This is a genomic window from Moraxella sp. Pampa, from assembly GCF_035181385.1.
In the GTDB taxonomy this organism is placed as follows: Bacteria; Pseudomonadota; Gammaproteobacteria; order Pseudomonadales; family Moraxellaceae; genus Moraxella.
In genome coordinates this window covers 54,889-77,229 of sequence record NZ_JAXCJK010000005.1, presented here as the reverse complement: position 1 = coordinate 77,229, position 22,341 = coordinate 54,889, and the positions used below count along the sequence as shown (strand labels likewise).

18 protein-coding genes are annotated in these 22,341 nt (G+C 45.8%); 6 read left to right on the top strand and 12 right to left on the bottom strand.

What is annotated here, in order from left to right; all coding sequences use genetic code 11:
• Together R0123_RS08140 and glmM are read right to left on the bottom strand one after the other, a co-directional pair.
• On the bottom strand, positions 1-5,759 hold a 5,759-nt coding region (locus R0123_RS08140), incomplete at its 3' end, for an ESPR-type extended signal peptide-containing protein (protein ID WP_323843704.1).
• A 629-nt stretch (positions 5,760-6,388) separates the two neighbouring features.
• Positions 6,389-7,837, bottom strand: a complete 1,449-nt coding sequence (gene glmM, locus R0123_RS08135; protein WP_323843703.1) for a phosphoglucosamine mutase — start codon at positions 7,835-7,837, stop codon at positions 6,389-6,391.
• A gap of 831 nt (positions 7,838-8,668) precedes the next feature.
• Between glmM and R0123_RS08130 the strand changes: the two genes are divergently transcribed.
• Positions 8,669-8,869, top strand: a complete 201-nt coding sequence (locus R0123_RS08130; protein ID WP_323842435.1) for a hypothetical protein — start codon at positions 8,669-8,671, stop codon at positions 8,867-8,869.
• Positions 8,870-9,049: 180 nt separating this feature from the next.
• Here R0123_RS08130 and R0123_RS08125 read toward each other — a convergent pair whose 3' ends face one another.
• Positions 9,050-9,433: a hypothetical protein gene (locus tag R0123_RS08125; RefSeq protein WP_323842434.1), complete on the bottom strand. Its 384-nt coding sequence runs from the start codon at positions 9,431-9,433 to the stop codon at positions 9,050-9,052.
• Positions 9,433-10,203: a hypothetical protein gene (locus tag R0123_RS08120; RefSeq protein ID WP_323843702.1), complete on the bottom strand. Its 771-nt coding sequence runs from the start codon at positions 10,201-10,203 to the stop codon at positions 9,433-9,435. Before R0123_RS08120 ends, R0123_RS08125 begins: the two co-directional genes overlap by 1 nt.
• A 591-nt stretch (positions 10,204-10,794) precedes the next feature.
• Between R0123_RS08120 and dusA the strand changes: the two genes are divergently transcribed.
• Entirely contained in the window at positions 10,795-11,766 is a 972-nt protein-coding gene (dusA, locus tag R0123_RS08115) for a tRNA dihydrouridine(20/20a) synthase DusA (RefSeq protein WP_323843701.1), read from the top strand.
• An 82-nt stretch (positions 11,767-11,848) separates the two neighbouring features.
• On the opposite strand, the gene R0123_RS08110 is transcribed toward dusA, so the two are convergent.
• Positions 11,849-12,574 carry a YggS family pyridoxal phosphate-dependent enzyme gene (locus tag R0123_RS08110; protein WP_416381709.1) on the bottom strand — a complete coding sequence of 242 codons (726 nt, stop codon included), beginning with the start codon at positions 12,572-12,574 and terminating at the stop codon, positions 11,849-11,851.
• Positions 12,575-12,991: 417 nt separating this feature from the next.
• On the opposite strand from R0123_RS08110, the gene R0123_RS08105 reads away from it, so the two are divergent.
• Complete coding sequence (locus tag R0123_RS08105) at positions 12,992-14,035, top strand: type IV pilus twitching motility protein PilT (protein WP_323843700.1); 1,044 nt, start codon at positions 12,992-12,994, stop codon at positions 14,033-14,035.
• A gap of 293 nt (positions 14,036-14,328) precedes the next feature.
• Here R0123_RS08105 and fur read toward each other — a convergent pair whose 3' ends face one another.
• Positions 14,329-14,763 (bottom strand): ferric iron uptake transcriptional regulator, encoded by a 435-nt coding sequence (fur, locus tag R0123_RS08100; protein ID WP_323842430.1) that lies wholly within the window; start codon positions 14,761-14,763, stop codon positions 14,329-14,331.
• Between the two features lie 364 nt (positions 14,764-15,127).
• On the opposite strand from fur, the gene R0123_RS08095 reads away from it, so the two are divergent.
• A complete protein-coding gene (locus R0123_RS08095; protein ID WP_323842429.1) occupies positions 15,128-15,487 on the top strand; it encodes an outer membrane protein assembly factor BamE in 360 nt (119 codons plus the stop codon).
• A 132-nt stretch (positions 15,488-15,619) separates the two neighbouring features.
• Here the strand turns inward: R0123_RS08095 and R0123_RS08090 are convergent, their stop codons facing one another.
• The 3 genes from R0123_RS08090 to R0123_RS08080 all read right to left on the bottom strand — a co-directional run bounded on the left by R0123_RS08090 (position 15,620) and on the right by R0123_RS08080 (position 18,237).
• Positions 15,620-15,970 (bottom strand): RnfH family protein, encoded by a 351-nt coding sequence (locus R0123_RS08090; protein WP_323842428.1) that lies wholly within the window; start codon positions 15,968-15,970, stop codon positions 15,620-15,622.
• The gene (locus R0123_RS08085) at positions 15,958-17,052 is read right to left on the bottom strand and encodes a hypothetical protein (protein WP_323843699.1); all 1,095 of its coding nucleotides are present in this window, start codon (positions 17,050-17,052) and stop codon (positions 15,958-15,960) included. Before R0123_RS08085 ends, R0123_RS08090 begins: the two co-directional genes overlap by 13 nt.
• A 492-nt stretch (positions 17,053-17,544) precedes the next feature.
• Positions 17,545-18,237: a c-type cytochrome gene (locus R0123_RS08080; protein WP_323842426.1), complete on the bottom strand. Its 693-nt coding sequence runs from the start codon at positions 18,235-18,237 to the stop codon at positions 17,545-17,547.
• A gap of 610 nt (positions 18,238-18,847) precedes the next feature.
• On the opposite strand from R0123_RS08080, the gene yihA reads away from it, so the two are divergent.
• Together yihA and rsmI are read left to right on the top strand one after the other, a co-directional pair.
• Positions 18,848-19,537 (top strand): ribosome biogenesis GTP-binding protein YihA/YsxC, encoded by a 690-nt coding sequence (gene yihA / locus R0123_RS08075; RefSeq protein ID WP_323843698.1) that lies wholly within the window; start codon positions 18,848-18,850, stop codon positions 19,535-19,537.
• Between the two features lie 155 nt (positions 19,538-19,692).
• A complete protein-coding gene (gene rsmI / locus R0123_RS08070; RefSeq protein WP_323843697.1) occupies positions 19,693-20,526 on the top strand; it encodes a 16S rRNA (cytidine(1402)-2'-O)-methyltransferase in 834 nt (277 codons plus the stop codon).
• Between the two features lie 55 nt (positions 20,527-20,581).
• Here rsmI and R0123_RS08065 read toward each other — a convergent pair whose 3' ends face one another.
• The 3 genes from R0123_RS08065 to R0123_RS08055 form a co-directional block, all read right to left on the bottom strand.
• Positions 20,582-21,433: a nitrilase-related carbon-nitrogen hydrolase gene (locus tag R0123_RS08065; RefSeq protein ID WP_323842423.1), complete on the bottom strand. Its 852-nt coding sequence runs from the start codon at positions 21,431-21,433 to the stop codon at positions 20,582-20,584.
• A 54-nt stretch (positions 21,434-21,487) separates the two neighbouring features.
• Positions 21,488-21,697, bottom strand: coding sequence for a sulfur carrier protein ThiS (gene thiS / locus R0123_RS08060; protein WP_323843696.1), 210 nt, complete (start codon positions 21,695-21,697; stop codon positions 21,488-21,490).
• 126 nt (positions 21,698-21,823) lie between these two features.
• Positions 21,824-22,231, bottom strand: a complete 408-nt coding sequence (locus R0123_RS08055; RefSeq protein WP_323843695.1) for a DUF423 domain-containing protein — start codon at positions 22,229-22,231, stop codon at positions 21,824-21,826.
• Positions 22,232-22,341: the final 110 nt, after the last annotated feature.

Genomic DNA, 22,341 nt, shown 5'->3' with positions numbered 1-22,341 from the left:
CCTGCTGGGCCTGCTGGACCGATGGCACCAGTATCACCTTTAGGACCTGTGTCGCCTTTAGGACCTGTGTCGCCTTGAGGGCCTGCTGGACCGATGGCACCAGTATCACCTTTAGGACCTGTATCACCTTTAGGACCTGCTGGGCCGATGGCACCTGCTGGACCTGCTGGGCCTGCTGGACCGGCTTCACCGCGTTCGCCATCTTTACCTGCTGGGCCTACTGGACCTTGAGGACCGATAGCACCTGCTGGGCCTTGTTCACCGCGTTCACCTGCTGGGCCTGCTGGGCCTGCTGGGCCGGCTTCACCGCGTTCGCCATCTTTACCTGCTGGGCCTACTGGACCTTGAGGACCGATAGCACCTGCTGGGCCTGCTGGGCCGATGGCACCAGTATCACCTTTAGGACCTGCTGGACCGATGGCACCAGTATCACCTTTAGGACCTGTGTTGCCTTTAGGACCTGTATCACCTTTAGGACCTGTTGGGCCTATAGCACCAGTATCACCTTTAGGACCTGTTGGGCCTGCTGGGCCTGCTGGACCGATGGCACCAGTATCACCTTTAGGACCTGTGTCACCTTTAGGACCTGCTGGACCGATAGCACCAGTATCACCTTTAGGACCTGTGTTGCCTTTAGGACCTGTATCACCTTTAGGACCTGCTGGGCCTATAGCACCAGTATCACCTTTAGGACCTGTTGGGCCTGCTGGGCCTGCTGGACCTGCTGGACCTACTTCGCCTTTAGCACCATTTCTGATGTTCATGACTTCTCGGCGGCCATCTGGGTGGACGATGGTCAAATCATAACCACCCTCAACATCTTGCTTGGTGATGCTAGTACCCTTGACGGTAACCACATGAAGAAGTTTATCTCTATCACCTTGGGCCGATATCTGCACGCCATTTTCACCAACAAATCTAACCTCATTGGTGGAATGTACAGCTTCTTTATAGATATTTGGGCCACCAGCGGCATTAGCAGTGCTTAGGTACCAAGCCATGTGACGAATATCGCCTACTGTAGCAGCAACACTGTCTTCGACTCGCTTGGCGCTAAAATTGGTTACACCACCTGCATCTCTACCCAGACCACTGGTTAAATTATTCAAAACCACAGGAGTGGTAGTGCTACCTGCCGCATCTTGTAATGAGACGACCACCTGATTATTAGGCACAGTGCGAGATTGAGTATCAACAAAGCCACCGTCAGCTTTCTTAAAGAGCTTGGTGCCATCTGCTTTGGTATAAACCATCGGCACTTGATCTAAAGTTCCCTTAGCGACAGAAAACAGCTGCGAGCCGTTCACTGCATCGGTAGAGGTTGCTGAGATCTCACCGGCTGCCACATTTTGGATACGGCGTTCTTTGCCAGCAGAGCCGATGGTCAGTACGCCATTAGGAGTACTACCAGCGAAGTTTGCAAAGGTTACACCACCCACCTTGACATCATTCACCACGCCTTTATCGCCTGCGGTGGTGGTTGTACCCTCTGGGTTACCAACAGCCGAAGTACGGTTTTTGGTGCCTACTCCAGTACCAGTAGTGGCTACGGTTTCCATGCCCAGATACACAGAGTTTGCCACATCTGCTTTGGTATCAGAACCCAGTACAAATGCTTTATCGGCAGTTACCTGGTTATTAGCACCCACTGCATGGCTATCAGTACCGCTGACTGTATTAGCAAAGCCATAAGCACCAGCACGCACACCTGAAACATTATTTTGAGAGCCAATGGCCGTACTCTTATTGCCTGATACCACAGTCAAAGTACCAACAGCGGTAGAGACATCGCCTGTAGCCTGAGCCTGAGTACCTACTGCAGTGGTGTTGGTTTTGCTGGCTACAGAGTTAAGACCAACCGCCACACCAAAAGAACCCTCCGCTTTGGCACCAGCACCGATGGCCGTACTGCTCGTACCTGTCGCTTTGGCATCTTCACCAAAGGCAGTTTGGCCAACAGCAGCAGCAGCAGCACCTTTGCCATAAGCCATACCTAAGCCAGTACCAGCCAGATTTGCTCCAGCACTGCCAGCGATACTTCTTAAATCAAGCGTATCGCTTGAGCCATCTGGTTTCTTGATGGTCAGACGATAGCCGCCATCAATGTCGTTTTTGGTGATGGTCGTACCTTTGATGGTAACCACATGACGGAATTTCGCGTCTACACCACGCGCGGTTACCTCTATACCCTCACCACCAACAAATCTAAGCTCATTTTTGGTGTGTACATCGCCTCTATAGGTGTTGTCATCACCCTCGGCAGTAGCACCAGTACTGATATGCCAAGCCAGATGGCGTAAATCACCGACAGTAGCCACGGTATTATTACCAACCGCAGGATTGGCAATATTGGTTACCTCACCAATTTTACCCAGACCACTGGTTACATTGCTTAATATCACAGGATTGGTGGTAGAACCGGCAGGGTTTTTTAATGAGACGATCACATCACCATTATTAACCACAGCACCGCCAGCATCTTCAAAGGCACTATCGGCATTTTTATTGACTACGGTGCCATCTTTTTTGGTATAAACCAGCGGCACTTGATCAAAAGTTATCTTAGCTGCAGAAACCAGATTTGACTTAACTTTCTCAAGCACACCTTTGGTGATAGAAAACAGCTGCGAGCCGTTCACCGCATCGGTAGAGGTCGCTGAGATTTCACCAGTTGCCACATTCTGAATACGGCGTTCTTTGCCAGCAGAGCCGACAGTAACCGCACCGACAGGAGTAGGGCCAGCAAAGTCAGTAAAATCGGTGCCACTAATACTCACCGAATTGACCGTAGCCTTACCTGCAGTGGTAGGGAAAGTAGGGCCAAGTCTGCCAGTCGCACGACGATCAGGCGAGTCATCATCACGCACCACAAGCGAATATTGCTTAGTGCCAACGGTATTGCCATCTTCAAATCTGGCCGTGCTGCCAGAACCCAAATAAATAGAGTTTGGCACAACACCGACAGTTTCGCTGCCCAGCACATAGGTATTATCCGCTTGTGTGGTTACGCTACTTTTATAACCAAATACACCAGCATTGGCAGATTCTACTTTGGTATCCACACCCACTACGGTAGAAAAGCCTGCTGTAGCTCGGGCATTGTGGCCCACTGCGGTGGAGTTCTCTGCTGTCGCTTGGGCAAATTGGCCCAGTGCGGTGGATTTTTCTGCTGTCGCTTTGGCAATTTCGCCCAGTGCGGTGGACCTATCTGCTGTCGCTTGGGCAAAATTGCCCACTGCGGTAGAATAGCCTCCTGTCGCTTGGGCAGTATCGCCCACTGCGGTGGATTTTTCTGCTGTCGCTCGGGTATTGTGGCCCAGTGCGGTGGCATTAAGTTCTGTCGCTTGGGCAGTATCGCCCAGTGCGGTAGAATATTGTGCTGTCGCTTGGGCACTGCGGCCCAGTGCGGTGGTGTGTTCTCCTGTCGCTTCGGCACCTGTGCCCAGTGCGGTAGAATCTAGTCCTGTCGCTTGGGCAGATGTGCCCAGTGCGGCGGCATTCTTTCCTTTCGCTTGGGCACCTGTGCCCAGTGCGGCAGAATGTTCTGCTGTCGCGTGGGCACCTGAGCCCAGTGCGGCGGCATTAAGTGCTGTCGCTTGGGCACCTTGGCCCAGTGCGGTGGTGTGTTCTCCTGTCGCTTCGGCAGATTTGCCCACTGCGGTAGAATATTTTGCTGTCGCGTGGGCACCTTGGCCCAGTGCGATAGAATTTGCTGCTGTCGCTCGGGCATCTTGGCCCACTGCGGTGGATTCGCCTCCTGTCGCTCGGGCATATTGGCCCACTGCGGTAGAATAGTTTCCTATCGCTTGGGCAGTATTGCCCAGTGCGGTAGACTTGCTTTCTGTCGCTTGGGCATTGTAGCCCACTGCGGTGGCATGAATTTTTGCCGCTTGGGCATCTTGGCCCAGTGCGGTAGACTGTAATCCTGTCGCTTGGGCATTCTTACCAAACGCACTGCCAGAGTCTAAAGTAGCTACAGAACCAGCACCATAAGCAGTGCCAGCACCAGTACCCACATTGGCCAATGCACCTGGAGCACCTGCTGGACCTTTAAAGCTGCCAGTTTTTACCCATCGATCGGTTTTTTTCTCAAAAACATCGCCTGTTGTGGCATTGACCGCCATATCACCATTGATGCCATATCTATCATCAGGGGTGTCGGTAGTCGGCCAGACGCGGTTGGTCTGAGCGATACTTCTTAAATCAAGGGTTTCAGATTGGCCATCTGCTTTATTGATGGTCAGACGATAGCCACCAGTGATCTCGCTTTTGGTGATTTCGGTACCTTTGATGGTAATCTTACGCACACTACCAGTGTTGTTGCCCGATAGTTTGATGCCGTTTAGACCCTCGAGTTTGACCTCGTCAGCACTGACGACATTACTGACATACCGATCGCCCTCTATGTTCAGTCGCCAGCCCATGTTGCGTAGGTCGCCCACAGTGGCGGCCGTATCGTCGCTCACATCAGCGTTGGTCAATACGCGTAGCCTCACATTGTTATCGCTTAGGCCACTGGTGAGGTTGCGCAGTCTTATTCCGCCAGTGGTAGCATCTGCCGCATCTTGTAATGAGGCGACCACCTGATCATTAGGCACACGGACGCCCCCATCGGTAACAAAGTTACTGTCAGCATTCTTAGAAACCTTAGTGCCGTCTTTTTTGGTATAGAACATGAACGGATTGGCACCAAAACGCCCACCGTGTAGTTTCTCAAGCACACCTTTGGTGATAGAAAACAGCTGCGAGCCGTTCACTGCATCGGTAGAGGTTGCTGAGATTTCACCAGAGGCCACATTCTGAATACGGCGTTCTTTGCCAGATGCACCGACAGTAACCACACCGACAGGGGTAGGGCCAGCAAAATTGGTGAAACTATCGGCAACGATAGTAGCACCACCATAGGTAGCCTTGCCTGCAGTGGTGGTGGTGCCAAGCGAACCATTAACACGATATTGTGAACCTGGCGGTTCACGCCCTACAGTCGCATAGTTTTTTGTGCCGGCTCTAGGAGCGTTTTCAAATACAGCAGTACTGCCACTACCTAAATAGACGGAGTTAGCAACAGTAGCTGTAACACCACTACCTATCGCATAGGTGTTTTCATAACCTGGCATCACGATACTGTTATAACCAAATACACCAGAACTTTCAGATTCTACTCCACTCTTATAACCCACCGCAGTGGAAAACCTAGCCGCTGAAATAGCATAGCTGTCCGCACCGATTATCGTGGCTCCAATTGCACTAGTTTGGGAGTCTGCACCCACTGCGGTGGCGTCACTTGCATTAGCTCGGGCATTTTTGCCCGCTGCGGTGGATCTAGTTCCTGTAGCTTCGGCTTCAGCGCCCAGTGCGGTAGAGTTTTCTTTTGTAGCTATGGCAAAATAGCCAAATGCAGCAGCACGAGAGCCCTGAGCTTTTGAGGTTGCACCAAATGCGGTAGCATAATCACTAGCAGCTTGAGCTTCGTCACCATATTTTGTAGTTTTGTTTGCAGAAGTAGAACCAGAAGGGAATTGGGGGTTGTAAACGGGAGGGGCGGGTGGTAGGCGGGGTCTTTGAGCCATCGCCTCACTACACAGCAGCACCCCCATCGCAACAGCCGTCAGTCGGAACGCCGCCTCCCCTCGGCTCACCACAGCAGGCGTGCTGCCGACGGTGCTTGTGGCGGACTTGGTATGCCCTTTGGCATACTCACACACAGCCGTGAAGGTCTGCGTCGCCTGGTTAAAGACAATACGATAAATTTTATTCATAAGCGCTCCAAAATCGCATGAACTAAAAGACAGCCCAAAAACCCCACCCATAGGGCAAGTTAGGCCGCCAACTAACTGCTGGCGATGGCAACCTCATAAAGCCAATCAGCCCATCACCAACAAAAACCAAATGGCTGTGCCATATTTGCCACGCCTGCCGACCAATGTGGCAGATACAGCACCATGACCAAAGTTAAAACAAAGTTAAAAACAGCCAAGAAAATACGCAAAAATACGCAAAAATACGCAAAAATACGCAAAAATACGCAAAAATACGCAGAAATACGCAGAAATACGCAGAAATACGCAGAAATACGCAGAAATACGCAGAAATACGCAGAAATACGCAGAAATACGCAGTTTAATATTAGATGATTTGAAGCAAAATGTCTACTAAATTATGTATTTTTTATGATAATTTTGTCATTTTTTATTGCTGTGGTGCTACCGTCTGCTTTGCACCAGCCGACAACCAGCCCCACCAGTACAAAGCAGGGCAACACATTGCAGCACAAATGACAAAAAAAAATAAGAAAAATAAGAAAAATAAGAAAAATAAGACAGCCAAAAGCTAAAAGCTAAAAGATAAAAGCTAAAAGATAAAAGCCAAAAAGATGGGATAAAAAAAGTTACTGCGGCGGCTGTAGCTGGCGTATCTCATCGGCAATCTGCTCGGCCAGGCTCTGGCACAGCTGCAGGTCTTGGCACTCTACCATCACACGAATCACAGGCTCGGTGCCAGAGGGGCGTATCAAAAGGCGGCCCACGCCTGCCAGCTGCCGCTCTGCTGCTGCCAAAGTGGGGGCCAGTGCCTTGTTGGCATGGGGGTCTATCCTCTGTGGCAGACGCACATTGATGAGTGTCTGCGGATAGGGGCGATAGCCCTCGGACAGCTTGGACAAGCTGGCACGCTGTTGTATCATGCACATAAGCACCTGCAGACCTGCCACGATGGCATCGCCAGTACGGCTTTTGTCCAGACACAAGATGTGCCCAGATGGCTCACCGCCAATGCTCAGCTGTTTGGCCTCCAGTAGCTGCATGACATGGCGGTCGCCCACTTTGGCCCGATAAAAATCAATACCACGCTCGGCCAAAGCCAGCTCTAGGGCCATGTTGCTCATCTGCGTGCCCACCACGCCACTAGGCTGCAGATGGCAGGCCAATATATATAATATGCCATCGCCATCTACCAGATTGCCACGCTCGTCCACCATGATGATGCGGTCGCCATCGCCATCTAGGGCAATGCCCACATCGGCCCCATGTGCCAGCACGGCCGCCTGTAGCGATTGGGGGCAAGTAGAGCCGCAGCCATCGTTGATGTTGATGCCATTTGGCGTGTGGTGAATGTCGATGACCTGTGCGCCCAGCTCTCTGAGTACACGAGGTGCCACACGATAGCCTGCCCCATTGGCACAGTCGATGACTACCGTCAGCTGATCTAGGCTTAAATGATAAGGAAAGCTGCCTTTGCAGTATTCAATATATCGGCCTTGGGCATCGTCCACACGGTAACTTTTGCCAATGCCATCTGCCTGTATGCCAGTCAGCCGAGACAGCCCCATTTGGCCATCGCCGATGAGTGCGTCTAGCTGATGGTTGATTTGTTCTTGCAGCTCATCAGAGATTTTTTTGCCCTCAGCCGAAAAAAACTTCACGCCATTATCATGATAGGGGTTGTGCGAGGCAGAGATGACCACACCCATATCCGCATGAAAGCTTTTGACCAGATGGGCGATGGCAGGGGTGGGCAAAGGCCCAAGCAGATACACATCTACCCCAGAGGCATTAAATCCAGCTTGCAATGCCGCCTCGATGACATAGCCAGACACACGCGTATCTTTGCCAATCACCACTCTGGGGCGTTTATTAGCGATATTGGTGGTGTTGGTGGTACTGGCGGTATTATTAGTATTGGCGTTGTCAGTGGTGGCAATGGTGCCAGTCGCACTCTTACTGCCTTGTTGTGCCACCAGCACACGCCCAGCCCCAAAACCCAGCCGCAGCACAAAATCAGGCGTAATCGGAAACACCCCAAATTCACCACGAATGCCATCTGTACCAAAATAACTCATCATCTCCCCCTAATCATGCTTGCTAATCATGCTTGTCATGCTTGTCTTAATTGAACTTAGTGCCGTTTTATTAAAAAAATGATAAAAACAAGTTATAAAAACAAGTTAAAAGTTAACATGTTAAACCAAAACTTGTTGAATAAAGTTGAATAAAACCGATTAAAACCAAAAAACCATCGCTATTATAGCACGCTTGTTGGTATTTTGGCATGGTTGTGGATTGCTTGTTGATTGGTTGTTGATTGGTCAAATGGATCAAGACTACAAGATATATTAAACAAAGCCTGATTTGGCCAAGGCATCAGCAACAAAACCCCCACGCCATGGCGTTTTGTCATTTTGTCATACTGTTTATTTCGCCATAATTTTTTAAGCGATAAGCCTGATTTTGTCGCGGTAAAACCAGTTTGCTACATTGTTATCCAGTTATCCAGTTATCCAGTTATCCAAATAAGTCTAACCACCCATTTTTGGGCGGTTAAATTTATTTTTGGTAACAAAAAAGCCAAATAATCACGACAATTTATAAAAAAATTGTAATAATTACTTGACTTTTAGTATAGTTTAAAATACTATGTGTTTATCAAGGCAAGGTGTTACAGCACCAAGCCTTGATAGGTTATCCGCCACCGACCTGCTTGAGTGGTGGCGACCTTAGGAGATAAGACAATGAATACACTGCTTAAAGTTGCCATCATTGTTATCCTGCTACTATTGAGCAATCACGCTTACTAACGGCAGGTAGCCTATAAAGGCTGGAGCGGTGGGCAAGCTCACCGCTTCACTCCTAAAACTTAGGACCATCTTAGCAATTATTTTAGGATTTGTCAAATGCCAAAAATCGTCAAAAACCCAAAAACTCGTGCCCAAATCCAAGCCGAATCAGACGCTCGCCGTCAGGTTAAGCCGATTGGTTTTAAAGTACCGATAGAATTTGCCAATGAGCTTGACGCACTTGCCAAAAAAACAGGCAAAACCAAAAACATCATTGTGATGGAGGCGGTGGCTCTTTGGGCAAAACAAGTGGTATAACACACAACCAAAGCCGTGAGCCGTGTGTTTTTGGCATATTCCCCATATATCTTTACTTTTGTCCTATGCGTGGTTGGTGATGGCTTGTTTTAGGGTTTTGGTTTTTAGGGTTTTGGTTAGTTGCATTTTTTTTAATAAAAAACCCTGCAAATGCAGGGCCATCATTGACAGTTTATTTCATTAAAGGTACATTTTAATTAAATTGGGCAGCTCTTTTTTATATTTTTGGGTAATCATAATATCACCCCAAGAAATTCTAGCTTGTAAATCATAGTCAGCCTTATGTCGTCTTGTTAAAAAATCTTTAAATTGCAATGACAATTTACGGATATTTTTATCAGTCATTGACATTTCATCAAGTATGAAATACAAATTTTTATGCGTTCCTGTTTTGTACCGATTTGTATCAATCCCTGCTTTTTCCATTGCCAATCTTAATTCATGAAAAACCGCATAATAACTACGATTGATGTACGCTCGCCAAAGTGCTTCCGGTGATGTTTTATCAATGTTACCAAACAGTATATCAATGCTTTTATGCAAATCAGTCGTTGTTACTGACATCAGATAAACTCCGTACATGCCGACGAAAAACCAACCAAGATGTTTTTATAATCACGGTAATTTAACTCACTGTCAATCAACACATCTAAAAATCCATCTTGCAAATGCAAGCAATCATCAACAGATAAATTGTTCAGATCAACATTGATCTCTAGATATCCTCCAATTTCTGTATAATCACAATCAAATGACAAATGATGGTCGCCTACATATTTATCCGACAAAAATACATAAATATATTTTAATATATCAATAACAGTATTTTTGGGTATATCCAACTCATTGAGTATGTCTATTCTTTTATTGATTTTCTGGATATACGCTTGACTTTTTTGCATGATTTGTTGATTATTGCCTTGATAGTATTGCATGGCTTCATAAACTTCATCAATATCCAAACGCAATAAAGCATGGGACAGTAATAATGACACACTTTCTAAAGCATGGGGATTTTGTTGCAATATTTCTTTGGCAATTTGGCTACTTTCATCAAACCTACCCATACTATGCAAAATATTCATGATGTTTTGTGTGGCATTCATATCGCCCAATTTCTCAGCGTTTTGCATGGCAGACAGAGCCTGAGTGGGTTTACCCATTAAGATGTAGGCAAATGACTTTAAAACATAAGCACTTTTGGGGTCTGTATTTAAAAGACTTGGAACATCTTGATTTAGCCAACGATGAAACCGCAAACCATCAGGATTGGTCAATCCTTGATGGTTTTGCAAAAATTCATAGGCCTCATTTGCTTTGGTTTTTGGCTGCATAAGCAAATCTCCACTTAGGGTGTTTTATTATACCATAGGTTATCAAAGCTTGACAAATTTACACCCCAAACTTGCCAATGCGAATAAACTTGCCAATGCGAACAAAAGGGAAATCACTGCCATTGTATAAAATCTCACTACTTTCATTTTGCTCACCTTGTCTAAATTACCTTAACAACTCTTTCATCTAAAATGATAATAACCTTATTCAATATGCCACATTGATATTAAAAGCCCAAGCTCGCCAAAGCCCATAGACTTTTTGAGCGATTTTTGCAATAATGTAGGGTCGACTTCAAGTTCGTTTTATCGTTTTTTACAAGTGTTTTGTCGCTAATTCTTTGGATTCTACGAATTTTGTGTTGCTTTTATTGATGCAAATTAACGCACGATAACGGATAATGCCATCTTTTGAACACCATCTTTTTGCTTGCGTTCGCTGATTGTACCCATATTGCCACCCTTGTATAACAAAAAAAATGCACCATAGAACCAAAAAATCTATGGTGCAAATACAACGACAAAAACACACAAAAGCTGACAGACAATAAAGTTTGCTCAACCCTATGAAAAATAAGGCTTTTAACATAAATGATGGATTTAATTAAAAATAAAAGAATATCTGTTGCCCCCATGATAGATTGGACAACGGCCGATTTTAGGTACTTTGCACGGCTGTTCAATCCTGACATACATCTATATACCGAGATGATCAGCACCAGTGCCATCTTGCACGGCGACACCCAGCATGTGCTACATCATGATGACACAGAGCACCCTGTGGTGTTGCAGCTTGGTGGCTCCAGCCCAAGCCAAATGGCCCAATGCGTGCGTATCGCTGATGCGATGGGCTATGATGAATTTAACATCAATGTCGGCTGTCCGTCCGACCGTGTCCAGCATCACAAGATGGGTGCGTGCCTCATGGCAGAGCCGCAGCTGGTGGCCGACATGGTGCGTGCCATGAAAAACCAAACCGACAAGCCCATCACCGTCAAGCACCGCATTGGTATTGATGATTTTGACAGCTATGAATTCATGCGTGATTTTGTGCTGACGGTGGCAGAGGCTGGCTGTACACATTTCATCGCACACGCACGCATTGCTTGGCTACACGGCCTATCACCCAAACAAAACCGAGAGATTCCACCGCTTCGTTATGATGATGTCTATCGCCTAAAACAGCAGTTGCCACATTTGACCATAGAGATCAACGGCGGCATTGACAGCCTAGATGCGATACGCAATCATCTGTCTTATGTTGATGGCGTCATGGTGGGGCGTGCCTTTTATCACAATCCGATGCTGATGGCCGAGTGCAATCTGCTATCAGGGCGACAGATGCCCACGCGTCGGCAGATTTTGGCCAATTTATATCCCTATCTGCACAGACGCGCCGAACAAGGTGCCAATCTGGCCACGCTGGCACGGCATTATCTGGGGCTGTTTCAGGGGCTGACAGGTGCACGCAAATGGCGGCAAACCTTAAGTGGCAGACGCACCCTAAGCGTTGATGACATTCAACAAAGTGCAGAGGCAGTATTGCAGATGAATGGCCAATGATGTTTGTTTATCTTTTTTATGGTGCTTTGGTCAATGTTTTAGATGGTGCTTTAGCCATCTAAAACGACACTTTGGCCATTTTTTAGCCATCTTGGTTGCCATCTCTTAGCCCAAACAAGGCCGTCCCCACACGCACGATGCCAGCACCGCACGCCACCGCCTGTGCCATGTCGCCACTCATGCCCATAGACAGCGTATCCCAATACGCCAGCTTACGCACCGCCCCAACCTCATCAAACAAAGACCTAGCACGCACAAAGGCATTATCGCTGTCTTTGGCAGGGATAATCATGATGCCCCTAAGACGCAAATTGGCCAAATCTTTGATCTCATCAACCAACGCCAAAAGCTGACTGGGCGGTATGCCAGATTTGCTATGTTCATCATCAATATTCACCTGAATCAGCACATTAAGCGGTGCCATATCGCCACGCTGCTCACTCAATCTTTTGGCGATGATGCCTCGCTCTATGGTATGCACCCAATCAAAATGAGTGGCGATGTCACGCGTTTTGTTACGCTGAATGCTGCCAATATAATGCCACACGATTGGCAAATCAGACAACAGAGCCTGCTTGGCCAGTGCCTCTTGCAGATAGTTTTCACCAAAATCAGCCTGCCCCAGCCCAAACAGCTCACGAATGTCGCTGGCGGGCTTGGTTTTGGACACCGCCAATAGCCTTGCCTCATGATCAAAATCTGCACACCGATTGGCCAAAGCCAAATCCTGCATGACTTTTTGGTAATTTTGGGCAAGTTGTAGGTTTTGCAAACTTTGAGAGCTTTGCACAAGCGGTTGTGTCGTCATAAATGATCACCTAAAATACACATAAAAAAACAAAAAACATCAGCCAAAGTTTTAAAGTCCTGTCATTTGGCTTTTTGTTGATTCAGATTTGGTTAATTTGGTTAATTTGGTTAATTTGGTTAATTTTATCACAAATCGCCCAAGCATATTTGGCAAATCAAAAAACAGCCAACAACCACTCAACAAAAAGTTGATAAAAAATTTGGCAAGCTCATCAAAAAATGCTTTAATAGACTTCCTGCAAAACCCCAAAGTTAAGGAAAACCGCTCAAAGTGAGCTTGTCGAACCATAACGGTTTTCCGCTACCCTTCGACTTAGCTCAGGGCGAACGGAAAACCTAGTATTGCAGGAAGTCTAATACACCACCACACAACAATCCAAAAACAACCTACAAACAATTTACAAACCAAAAAACCATGACCACGCTCAATCTACACGCCCTGCTTGCCTATGCCAAACAAATGAACGCCTCTGATGTCCATCTGTCTGCTGGCGAGGCGGTGCGTTTACGCATTGATGGCAAGATGACAGCCATTGAAACTGCACCCCTAGATGACGCCGATGTCAAACACCTCATCAAAAGCATCGTTGATGATGAGGTGTTTGATGAGATTTTAACCAACAAACAAAAAGATTTTTGTTTTCAAATCAAGGGATTATGCCGATTTCGTGCCAATGTTTTTCAGCAAAATCGTGGTCTGTCGGCAGTTTTTCGGCTCATACCCAATCAACTACTAAACCTTGATGAGCTAAAATCTGGCGACACCCTAAAAAGGATATGCCAGCTCACTCATGGGCTTGTTTTGGTAACAGGGGCAACAGGCTCTGGCAAATCCACCACACTATCGTCGATGATTGATCACATCAACAGCACGCGTGCTGTGCATATTTTGACCATAGAAGACCCCATAGAGTTCATACACACCTCAAAAACCGCCCTCATCAATCAGCGTGAAATCCACCGTGATGCACACAGCTTTGACGATGCCCTACACGCCGCCATGCGTGAGGACCCTGATGTCATTTTGATCGGTGAGCTACGAGATTTGACCAGCATTCGCTTGGCCTTGCGTGCAGCAGAAACAGGGCATTTAGTACTGGCAACACTGCACACCAACAGTGCCGCCAAAGCGATAGACCGCATCATTGATGTCTTTGATTCGCACGAAAAAAACATGATTCGCACCATGCTCTCAGAATCTTTGCAAGCCGTCATCGCCCAGACGCTATTACCAAAAATCGGTGGTGGACGCATTGCTGCCTTTGAGATCATGATTGCCACGCCTGCCATCGCCAATCTGATTCGTGAAAACAAAGTCGCCCAGATGTACTCTGCCATTCAGACAGGTGCGGCCTCTGGCATGATCAGTCTTGATGGCAGTCTAAAACAGCTGATAGAACAAGGACTCATCACCACAGACACCGCCAGACTGACCGCCAAAGAACCAACAAATTTTTAAGATTGTTAAGATTTTAAAAATTTTAAAAAGTGGCTTTCAAAATGGTTTAAATGGTTTTAAAAAAATTCATAAGCGAATAAAAAACACAGCTTGAATCAGCCGTTAAAAAACCGTCCACTTTGATGATCAGATTGCCAAATCATCAAAGTGGACGGTTTTACCAAAAAATCACGAAGCCCATCAGCTCATCAGCTTATTAAAGCACGGCCCAACTCAGTTTCAATCAAGGTTTCAATCAAGGTTTCAATCAAGCCCAAACAAAACCCAAACAATGAAGCTTACTTAAGCCTCCCTTAAACCTCCAAGGTTTTTTGGCATTCCTCATCATCACACACGCCATGCAGTACCAAAGAATGTGCCGACAACTTAAAGCCATGTGCCTTTGCCACCTTGATTTGCTCTTCTTCAATTGCCTGATTGTTAAATTCTACAATTTTTCCACACACATCACACACCAGATGGTCATGATGGTCCTCTTGAACAATCTCAAACACAGACAGATTGTTTTCAAAGTTATGTCGCTCAACAATGCCTGCTTGCTCAAACTGCGTCAAAACACGATACACCGTAGCCAGCCCCACATCTTCGCCCTGTGCTGCCAATGCACGATACACATCTTCGGCACTCATGTGGTGATGCTCTGCCGTATCCAACAATTCCAAAATCTTAATGCGTGGCAATGTTACTTTTAGCCCCGCCTTACGCAAATCTTTATTGGTAAATGCCATGATATCCACCCTCATTTTAGTATATTAAGTTAGCAATTTAGTATATTAAGTTAGCAATGTATTTTCAGTAATGTATTTAGCTTGGCGATTTGCTATGATTGATTTTATCAATGATCATCACCCTTGCAATTATCATCTGATAATCAATTGCAATTTAGCCATACTTTATCATATTTTCACCAAAATTACACCAAAAAAAATATTCATACACCCCACAAAATAATCAATCTTTATAATATGAACAATCAATCTTTACCAAACCGCCCTTCATCAAGCCGACACCAGTACAAAAAACTTGCATATTTGATGACTTGCGTTTAATATGTTAGCAATTTTTTTATTCAGACTTATTTGAGCAATCATCATGAAAAAACTTCTAGCGACTGCCTTGTTGATGTCCATCACCGCACTCTCTGGCTGCAATATTTTTCGCGTTTATACCATTGACCTGCCACAGGGCACGCCCATCACCGCCCAGCAGGCGGCTGCATTGCAGATTGGCATGACAGCCAACCAAGTGCTGTATTTTGTTGGTAGCCCTGCCATACAAGACACCCTAAACCCAAACCGCTGGGACTATCTGTATGACTATACCGCAGGCACAGACGGCAAACGCAAAGGCCAAACCAACATCAAAAACGCCAGCCAACGCATGAGCGTATATTTTGACAACGGCCGTGTGGTTCGCATTGACGGCAGAGAAACCCTGCCTCAGCAGAAGTAACCCATACCAACGCCTTGTATGCAACAATCATTCATGCAATCACAATAAATATTCATCAAGCATTCATCAAAAGTATGCATAAAAAATATGTCTGTCAAAAGTGCATTTTGGCAGACATAGATTTTGATGGGCTTAGATTTTGGCAGACCTAGATTTTAGGTGCGATTTGGATTTTTGTTTACGCCTTGTCATTGGGTCGTAGGACAAGGCACGATAAATCTCTATGCGGTCGCCATCACACAGCACAGCGTCTAGGCGTTTTTTTTGACTATAAATCCCAACATACCACGCCTGATGATTTGGCTCAGCTTGGGCGTGGCTTTCGCACCATTGGGCAAATTCTTGCAATACAGCCAACTTAAGCCAGCCACTCAATGCCAATGCCTGATGAATGCTAGACCCTGCAGGTACGCTCATTTCAGCATACAGTTGGCCACCGTCTTTATCCACATGACTTAGGGCGATGTCTATCATGCCAGCCATTCTGCCACCAAGCCAATCATCGCCATCACAAGTGCAATAGGCACAACGATACGCACCAAAATCCGCCAGATGTTATAGCGAGTCTCGTTGCCAAAGTTTAGTGCCTTTCTTAGGTGGCTAATTTTCATCACAAAACCCACAAAAACTGCCAACACCAAGACCGTAACCACACCAAGTACAGACAGCAGTATCGTCAGCACGCCAGATGGCAACAGCCCAAATATCACCCCAAGCACCAACAAAACTGTACCACCAATCATCACACCAAAGCGAGACATCAGCTGACTGCCTGCATAAAACAACAAAAACGCTGCCACGCCCAGCATACCCGCACCAGCCACCGCAAAAGAGATTGGTGTTATCATCGCACTACCCGCCAATAGTGCCAACGCACCAAAAATCAGCTGCGTCAGCCAAATCGGTACAATCATGCCAGACATTGATTTATTCAGTTGGCCCAGCTGAGCGGTGATGCCAACACTGCCAAACCAGTACAGACCAGTACCCACACCCACCGACAGCAATGCCAACAGCACCGCACGCCCCCATTCGCCAAGCGTCATGTCCGTCATGACAGGGACACTGACACCGCTGGTCAGACCACCATCAAACAAAGCAATCAGCGAACCTGCCAAAATCAGCAACAAAGCTATGGGCAGTAGGCGTGATTTTAATAAACTTAATATCAGCACAACAACCATCAGGGCCACACTCATGCCAAAAGTTGGCACGGCCAAAGCCTGATGAAGCTCTGGCATATAAGTGGCCAATCCTACCGCCACACGCGAGGTGATGCTGGCGGCAATCATCACACACAAGACCACCGACAACCCTGCAAAGATACGCCACGCCACAGACGAATCAGCCTCACGAGTGAGTTTTTGCATACCTTGCCACGGCATTTGAGCACTACGAACCGACAATGCAAACTCAGCAAACAAAATCGGCAAACCAATCAACGCCATCGCCACCAACCACATCACCCAAAAATCCAGCTCTCTTGCCATATTGGGTGCTAATTGCGGTGCAAATAACAATGGCAAGGCACACGCCACAAAGAACACAGTCTGTCTATGAAACATATCTTTACCTTCTTAGAATGAATGCCTTATTGTATCACAAAACCACCAAAGACACAGACAACAAAAAACCCCAGTTGGGGCTTTTTGTAGGGGGTTTTATGCCATGATGTTTCTAATCAAGCTCTTGTACAGCAGTGCATGAGGGTTAGATTACAACCTTTTGCACAACTGCTTTTTTTGTATGGCTTTTTACATGGCTTTTTGTATCACTGTCTTTGCACACTTTGTACAGATTTTACGCAGATTTCTTTGTACTTTTGTTTTCTTTGTACTTTTGTATGGGCATTCAACAACCACATTTTAAATTTACCCAGTGGGTGTTTAACACAGCCGTTGTCTTAACAACAGCCAAGTGGCTCATGCGGTTTGGTCATGTACCACTTAAACACCCCAAAAATACAATAAGCTTCATACAATCATACAGTTAATATAAAGTATGTTAATATATAGTATACAGTCAGCCTAAGTGATCAGCCCAATAAAAAAATACAATCAATGCACTGCTGATAAAAATTCTGATAAGATTTTAATGTCTTTATCAGACAGCTTGGCAGCGACCATCTGCATCATGCCTTTTTCGCCTTTTTTAGCGGCATCATTGGTACGCACCTCGCCATCAGTAGCAACTTCATCTTCACGCCCTGCAGCACGGAACAGCTTTAGCTGAGTGGCCAAATAAGTGGCGTGCTGACCGCCTAGGCGTGGAAAGGCCGCCCATGCGTTGCCAGAGCCTTTAGGGTCATGACAGCCTGCACAAGGAATGACCCCACGGGTCTTGTCCCCGCCCAAGTACAGCTTTTGTGCTTCGGCATAGGTTGCTTTGTTGCCATAGCCTGGCGTCCAAGGTGCTTGGCTGGCATAATAACCTGCCACATTGGCCAAATCTTGTTGGGTCAGACCCACAAGCTGAGCTTCCATCACGCCATTACGACGCGCTTTGTTTTTAAAATCGACCAACTGTTTGTACAGATATTTGATATTCTGGCCGCCCAGATTTGGCTGTGCTGGTGCAATGCTCACACCATCAACGCCATGGCAGGCACCACAGTTGGCATCAACGATTTTTTTACCTGCTTCAATGTCATAGCTTGGCACGGTAACAATGGCGGTGGCGGTCATACTGGCAATACCAAAGCCCATAGCAAGGACAAGTTTGGCAAGAATGGCTTTATTTGCAGGTTTCATAACAATTTCCTACTAACTTACTGGGAGCGACCCCAAGTCTTGGGTTTTGTTGAAAATAACTCAATAAAAAACGAAATTTGCTTTTGGCAACGGATAAAAAATAGCCACACCAAAAATAATTGCTATTATAGCAAGACTTCGCCAAATTTTCCTACAAAAATTGTGGTTTTGGTAACATTTTTTAAAAAAAAATCTGTTTTTTCTTAAAATCGTGAAAAAAACCGCCCAAATCATCGCTTTTTTTAACCCATTTTGACCAATCTGCCAAAATCATTCTATGGTTTGGGTTGTTTATGTCATCATATTTACAAAAAAATAAAAAATGAATGTTGCTCATTAAACAGTGTTGTCAAATAGTATCAAGGCAGCAATTTTGTTGACTATGCTGTACTTTAAAGCCATTAAAATTAAATCACCAATTCTACAATCTTCGTACAATCCCCCTACCCCCTACAATCCTTGGCGGATTTGTATCATCTACCATCTAAAAAAATCATCTCAAAACCATTTATTATCGCTATTTTATCGCTATTTTTTGCCTTTCATGGTACACTACTTTTAACACATGATATGATCAGCTTTATTTTTAAAATTTTAACAAATACACAACATGAATACCACCGACTATCAAAAAATCATCCGCCAAACCGCTTTCACTCTATCTGCACCTACGCTAAAACTCTGCCCTGAAGACACAGGTTTTGAGGTGGCGTTTGCAGGCCGTTCTAATGCTGGCAAGTCCTCTGCCATCAACACCATCACCCACCAAAAACAGCTTGCTCGCTCATCAAAAACCCCAGGGCGGACACAGATGATCAACTTTTTTAATGTCGGCTCACCAGACAGTCGTATCGTGGATTTGCCTGGCTATGGCTATGCTCAGGTGCCAGAGGCGATGAAAATCAAATGGCAAAAAGAGCTAGAAAATTATCTGGTCAATCGCCAAAGCCTGATGGGCTTGATTTTGCTCACCGACATTCGCCACCCCCTAAAATATTTTGATGAGCAGATGCTTCATTGGGCAAAAGATGGTGGATTGCCCGTTCATGTCCTTTTAACGAAAGCGGACAAGCTAAAGCGTGGTGCCCAAAAAACCGCTCTGCTACAAACCAAAAAACAGCTTCAAGCATTAGAGCTACCTTTTTCTATCCAGCTTTTTTCTGCTCTTAATAAACAAGGACTTGATGAGCTTGCTGAGGTTTTGGGTGATTGGCTACATTTGGGCAAAAACCCAAGCACTGATGAGCATTTAGATCATGATGAGTCACACAATGAACCATCAACGCAAGATTTGAGCTAAATTGGCAAACTAGCCAAGATAGGCTAAATAAAATTAGGTAGGCTAAGTCAATGGTAGCTTTCTTAATGCCAAAGCAAGCATCGGCCTGCCATTCATATTTTAAAGCCAAAAAAACCTAAAACCAAGAAAATAAAAACTAAAAAACTGGAAAATCAATGACAGGCATTTTGTATGTTGTTGCCACACCGATTGGCAACCTAAACGACATGACAGCACGAGCGATAGACACTCTAAAAACCGCAGATGTGATAGCGTGCGAAGACACTCGCACCAGTGGCAAATTATTAAGTTTTTTTAACATCTCCACCCCCACCATCGCCTATCATGAGCACAATGCCGACAGCCAAACAGCACGGCTCATCGAACGCTTGCAAAATGGGCAATGCGTTGCTCTCATTTCAGACGCTGGCACACCCCTAATCTCTGATCCAGGGTTTAGGCTGGTCAGGGCTTGCCATGAAGTTGGCATACAGACCGTGCCTGTTGTTGGGGCTTGTGCGGTCATCGGTGCTTTATCGGTGGCAGGCTTGCCATCTGATAGGTTTAGCTTTGTTGGATTTTTGCCCGCCAAACAGCATGGGCGAATCGAAACACTAAAAGCCTATCAAAATCGCAGTGAGAGCTTGATTTTTTATGAGGCACCGCATCGCATTGTAGAATGTCTTGGCGACATGATGGCGGTATTTGGTGGTCAGCGTACTGCGACATTATGCCGTGAAATCACCAAAACCTTTGAAACCATCAAAAAACTGCCACTTGGCGAGCTATTGGATTTTGTCAAAAATGATGGCAATCAACAACGAGGCGAGATTGTGCTGGTTGTCGCAGGCAACACCGAGCAGACCGCAGCGACAGATTATGACGATTGGCTACTTGCCCTAAACAAAGAGCTACCACCCAAAAAGGCAAGTGGCGTGGTCGCAGAGGTTTTGGGACTTAAAAAAAGCGTGGTGTATGACAGATTGATTGAGCTGACAAGAGCAAACTAAACAAAGTATAGTAAAAAAGATTTGCAAGAATGAATGATGGGTTGTTTTTTGTCAATCACGCCAGCTGATGGCAGTCAAAAATTGGCATACTTTGGCGAATTTGACTTTGTTTGTTTTTATCAAATTCACCACAGACAATCAAATAACCTGACTCATCAACCAAGGTTTGCTCACTGTTTGCCATCAGCACGCCATGTGCGTCCACCATCATTGCATGACCCCAAGTCTTACGCACACTGCTACCGATATGATGCTCGCCCCCTTGGGTACTGCCGATCATCATGCATTGACTGTCCAAAGCGCGTGCTTGCAAGAGCATCTGCCAGTGTGCCTTGCCTGTTTGGTGAGTAAAAGCAGCTGGAACACTGATGATGTCTGCACCCATCTGGCGAAGTCGCTGTGCCATCACAGCAAATCTTACATCAAAACAAATCATCATACCCAGATTGACCGTCTTACCTTTGATATTCATGGGCACAACCACCAGTTTGTCGCCTGCTTCAAAGGTCTTGCCCTCATCATAGCTACCTATGCCATCATTGACAGTGGCACGAAACAGATGAATTTTATCATAACGAGCAATTTGCACGCCTTTTGGATCAAAGACAAGGCTGACTTGGCGGTACTTATCCTGCATGGTAGGCGTGCCGTCTGGGCGAATGGCACAAGGCAATGTACCTGCCACAAGATGAACGCCGTGTGTTTTGGCAAGATTGGCCATATGGCTAGCCACTTCATCAAAGCGTTGGGCAAGCTCTGCTTGCCTGCCCATCACACACATATTCTCTGGCAAGATGACCACATCAGCCTGTACAGACGCTTGGGCAACCGCACGGCTAATAATGTCAAGATTTTTATCAATGTCGGTTTGGCTATTAAGCTGAATACTGGCAATGTTAATGGGCATGACAACACCTTTTAAACCTTTTAATTTTCATAAGTTCAAAACACAAATCCAGAACTAACCACCACCAACCGCTTGCACAACCTCGACATTCATACCATCAATGATGACCGCCTCGCCTAGGCGAGATTTTGGCAAAAGTGTGTCATCAACCTCCACGGCAAATCGACCTTCTGTCATGCCAAGTTCACTCAGTAGCTCAAGCAGTATCCGTTTGTCGGTGGTGTGTTTTTCGCCATTGAGCGTAATGTTTTTCATGCTTTTCATGTCATTCATTTCATATTATTCATGTAATCAGATCAACCAACTAACCAGATAAAATTGCTTTGGTCAATTTAGCATTTTGGTTTTATCATCATTTTGGCTGATTTTGAATGAAATCCAACCTGCCAGTCAGCCCCTAAGAATGCTTGGGTTAGAACGCTTGGATTTTTTTGAATGATGATATTTTTTTGATACACCAAAAGCAAGACTTAGCCAGCCAAGTATCATCAAAACACCACCAACAGGCGTGATCATGCCCAGCCATTTTGGTGCACCAAGAACGATGGCGTATAGCGTACCACTAAAAATCAGTACACCAAGTTGTAACAGATAGGCAGGCAAATTGACACGATAAGAACCAGCTGCATTTAGCACACCAAGCACAAGCAGACCTAGTGCATGAATGAACAGATAAAGCGTGGCTGTATGCCAAATTTTAAGCTCATACGCCCCCAAATCTACCAAACCATGAGCACCAAACGCACCAAGCCCCACACCTAACGCCAGATTTAATGCGGCAATTTTTAACCAATTCATGAGCAATGCCTCAAACCACACAAAATTTCATACAAATTTACCAATCTTGTATTAAACAGTCTTTGTATTAAATACAAAAAATACAAATGTCTTTCACGCTTTGGCTTCAT

What these genes read in the sequence shown, in the direction of transcription:
- R0123_RS08125 (WP_323842434.1), bottom strand. Translation starts at nt 9,433, where the DNA reads ATGTCAGTAACAACGACTGATTTGCATAAAAGCATTGATATACTGTTT.
- R0123_RS08105 (WP_323843700.1), top strand. Translation starts at nt 12,992, where the DNA reads ATGACCACGCTCAATCTACACGCCCTGCTTGCCTATGCCAAACAAATG.
- R0123_RS08080 (WP_323842426.1), bottom strand. Translation starts at nt 18,237, where the DNA reads ATGAAACCTGCAAATAAAGCCATTCTTGCCAAACTTGTCCTTGCTATG.
- R0123_RS08110 (WP_416381709.1), bottom strand. Translation starts at nt 12,574, where the DNA reads ATGACGACACAACCGCTTGTGCAAAGCTCTCAAAGTTTGCAAAACCTA.
- R0123_RS08095 (WP_323842429.1), top strand. Translation starts at nt 15,128, where the DNA reads ATGAAAAAACTTCTAGCGACTGCCTTGTTGATGTCCATCACCGCACTC.
- dusA (WP_323843701.1), top strand. Translation starts at nt 10,795, where the DNA reads ATGATGGATTTAATTAAAAATAAAAGAATATCTGTTGCCCCCATGATA.
- R0123_RS08065 (WP_323842423.1), bottom strand. Translation starts at nt 21,433, where the DNA reads ATGCCCATTAACATTGCCAGTATTCAGCTTAATAGCCAAACCGACATT.
- R0123_RS08090 (WP_323842428.1), bottom strand. Translation starts at nt 15,970, where the DNA reads ATGGCTGGCATGATAGACATCGCCCTAAGTCATGTGGATAAAGACGGT.
- R0123_RS08130 (WP_323842435.1), top strand. Translation starts at nt 8,669, where the DNA reads ATGCCAAAAATCGTCAAAAACCCAAAAACTCGTGCCCAAATCCAAGCC.
- glmM (WP_323843703.1), bottom strand. Translation starts at nt 7,837, where the DNA reads ATGAGTTATTTTGGTACAGATGGCATTCGTGGTGAATTTGGGGTGTTT.
- rsmI (WP_323843697.1), top strand. Translation starts at nt 19,693, where the DNA reads ATGACAGGCATTTTGTATGTTGTTGCCACACCGATTGGCAACCTAAAC.
- R0123_RS08120 (WP_323843702.1), bottom strand. Translation starts at nt 10,203, where the DNA reads ATGCAGCCAAAAACCAAAGCAAATGAGGCCTATGAATTTTTGCAAAAC.
- thiS (WP_323843696.1), bottom strand. Translation starts at nt 21,697, where the DNA reads ATGAAAAGCATGAAAAACATTACGCTCAATGGCGAAAAACACACCACC.
- R0123_RS08085 (WP_323843699.1), bottom strand. Translation starts at nt 17,052, where the DNA reads ATGTTTCATAGACAGACTGTGTTCTTTGTGGCGTGTGCCTTGCCATTG.
- R0123_RS08055 (WP_323843695.1), bottom strand. Translation starts at nt 22,231, where the DNA reads ATGAATTGGTTAAAAATTGCCGCATTAAATCTGGCGTTAGGTGTGGGG.
- fur (WP_323842430.1), bottom strand. Translation starts at nt 14,763, where the DNA reads ATGGCATTTACCAATAAAGATTTGCGTAAGGCGGGGCTAAAAGTAACA.
- yihA (WP_323843698.1), top strand. Translation starts at nt 18,848, where the DNA reads ATGAATACCACCGACTATCAAAAAATCATCCGCCAAACCGCTTTCACT.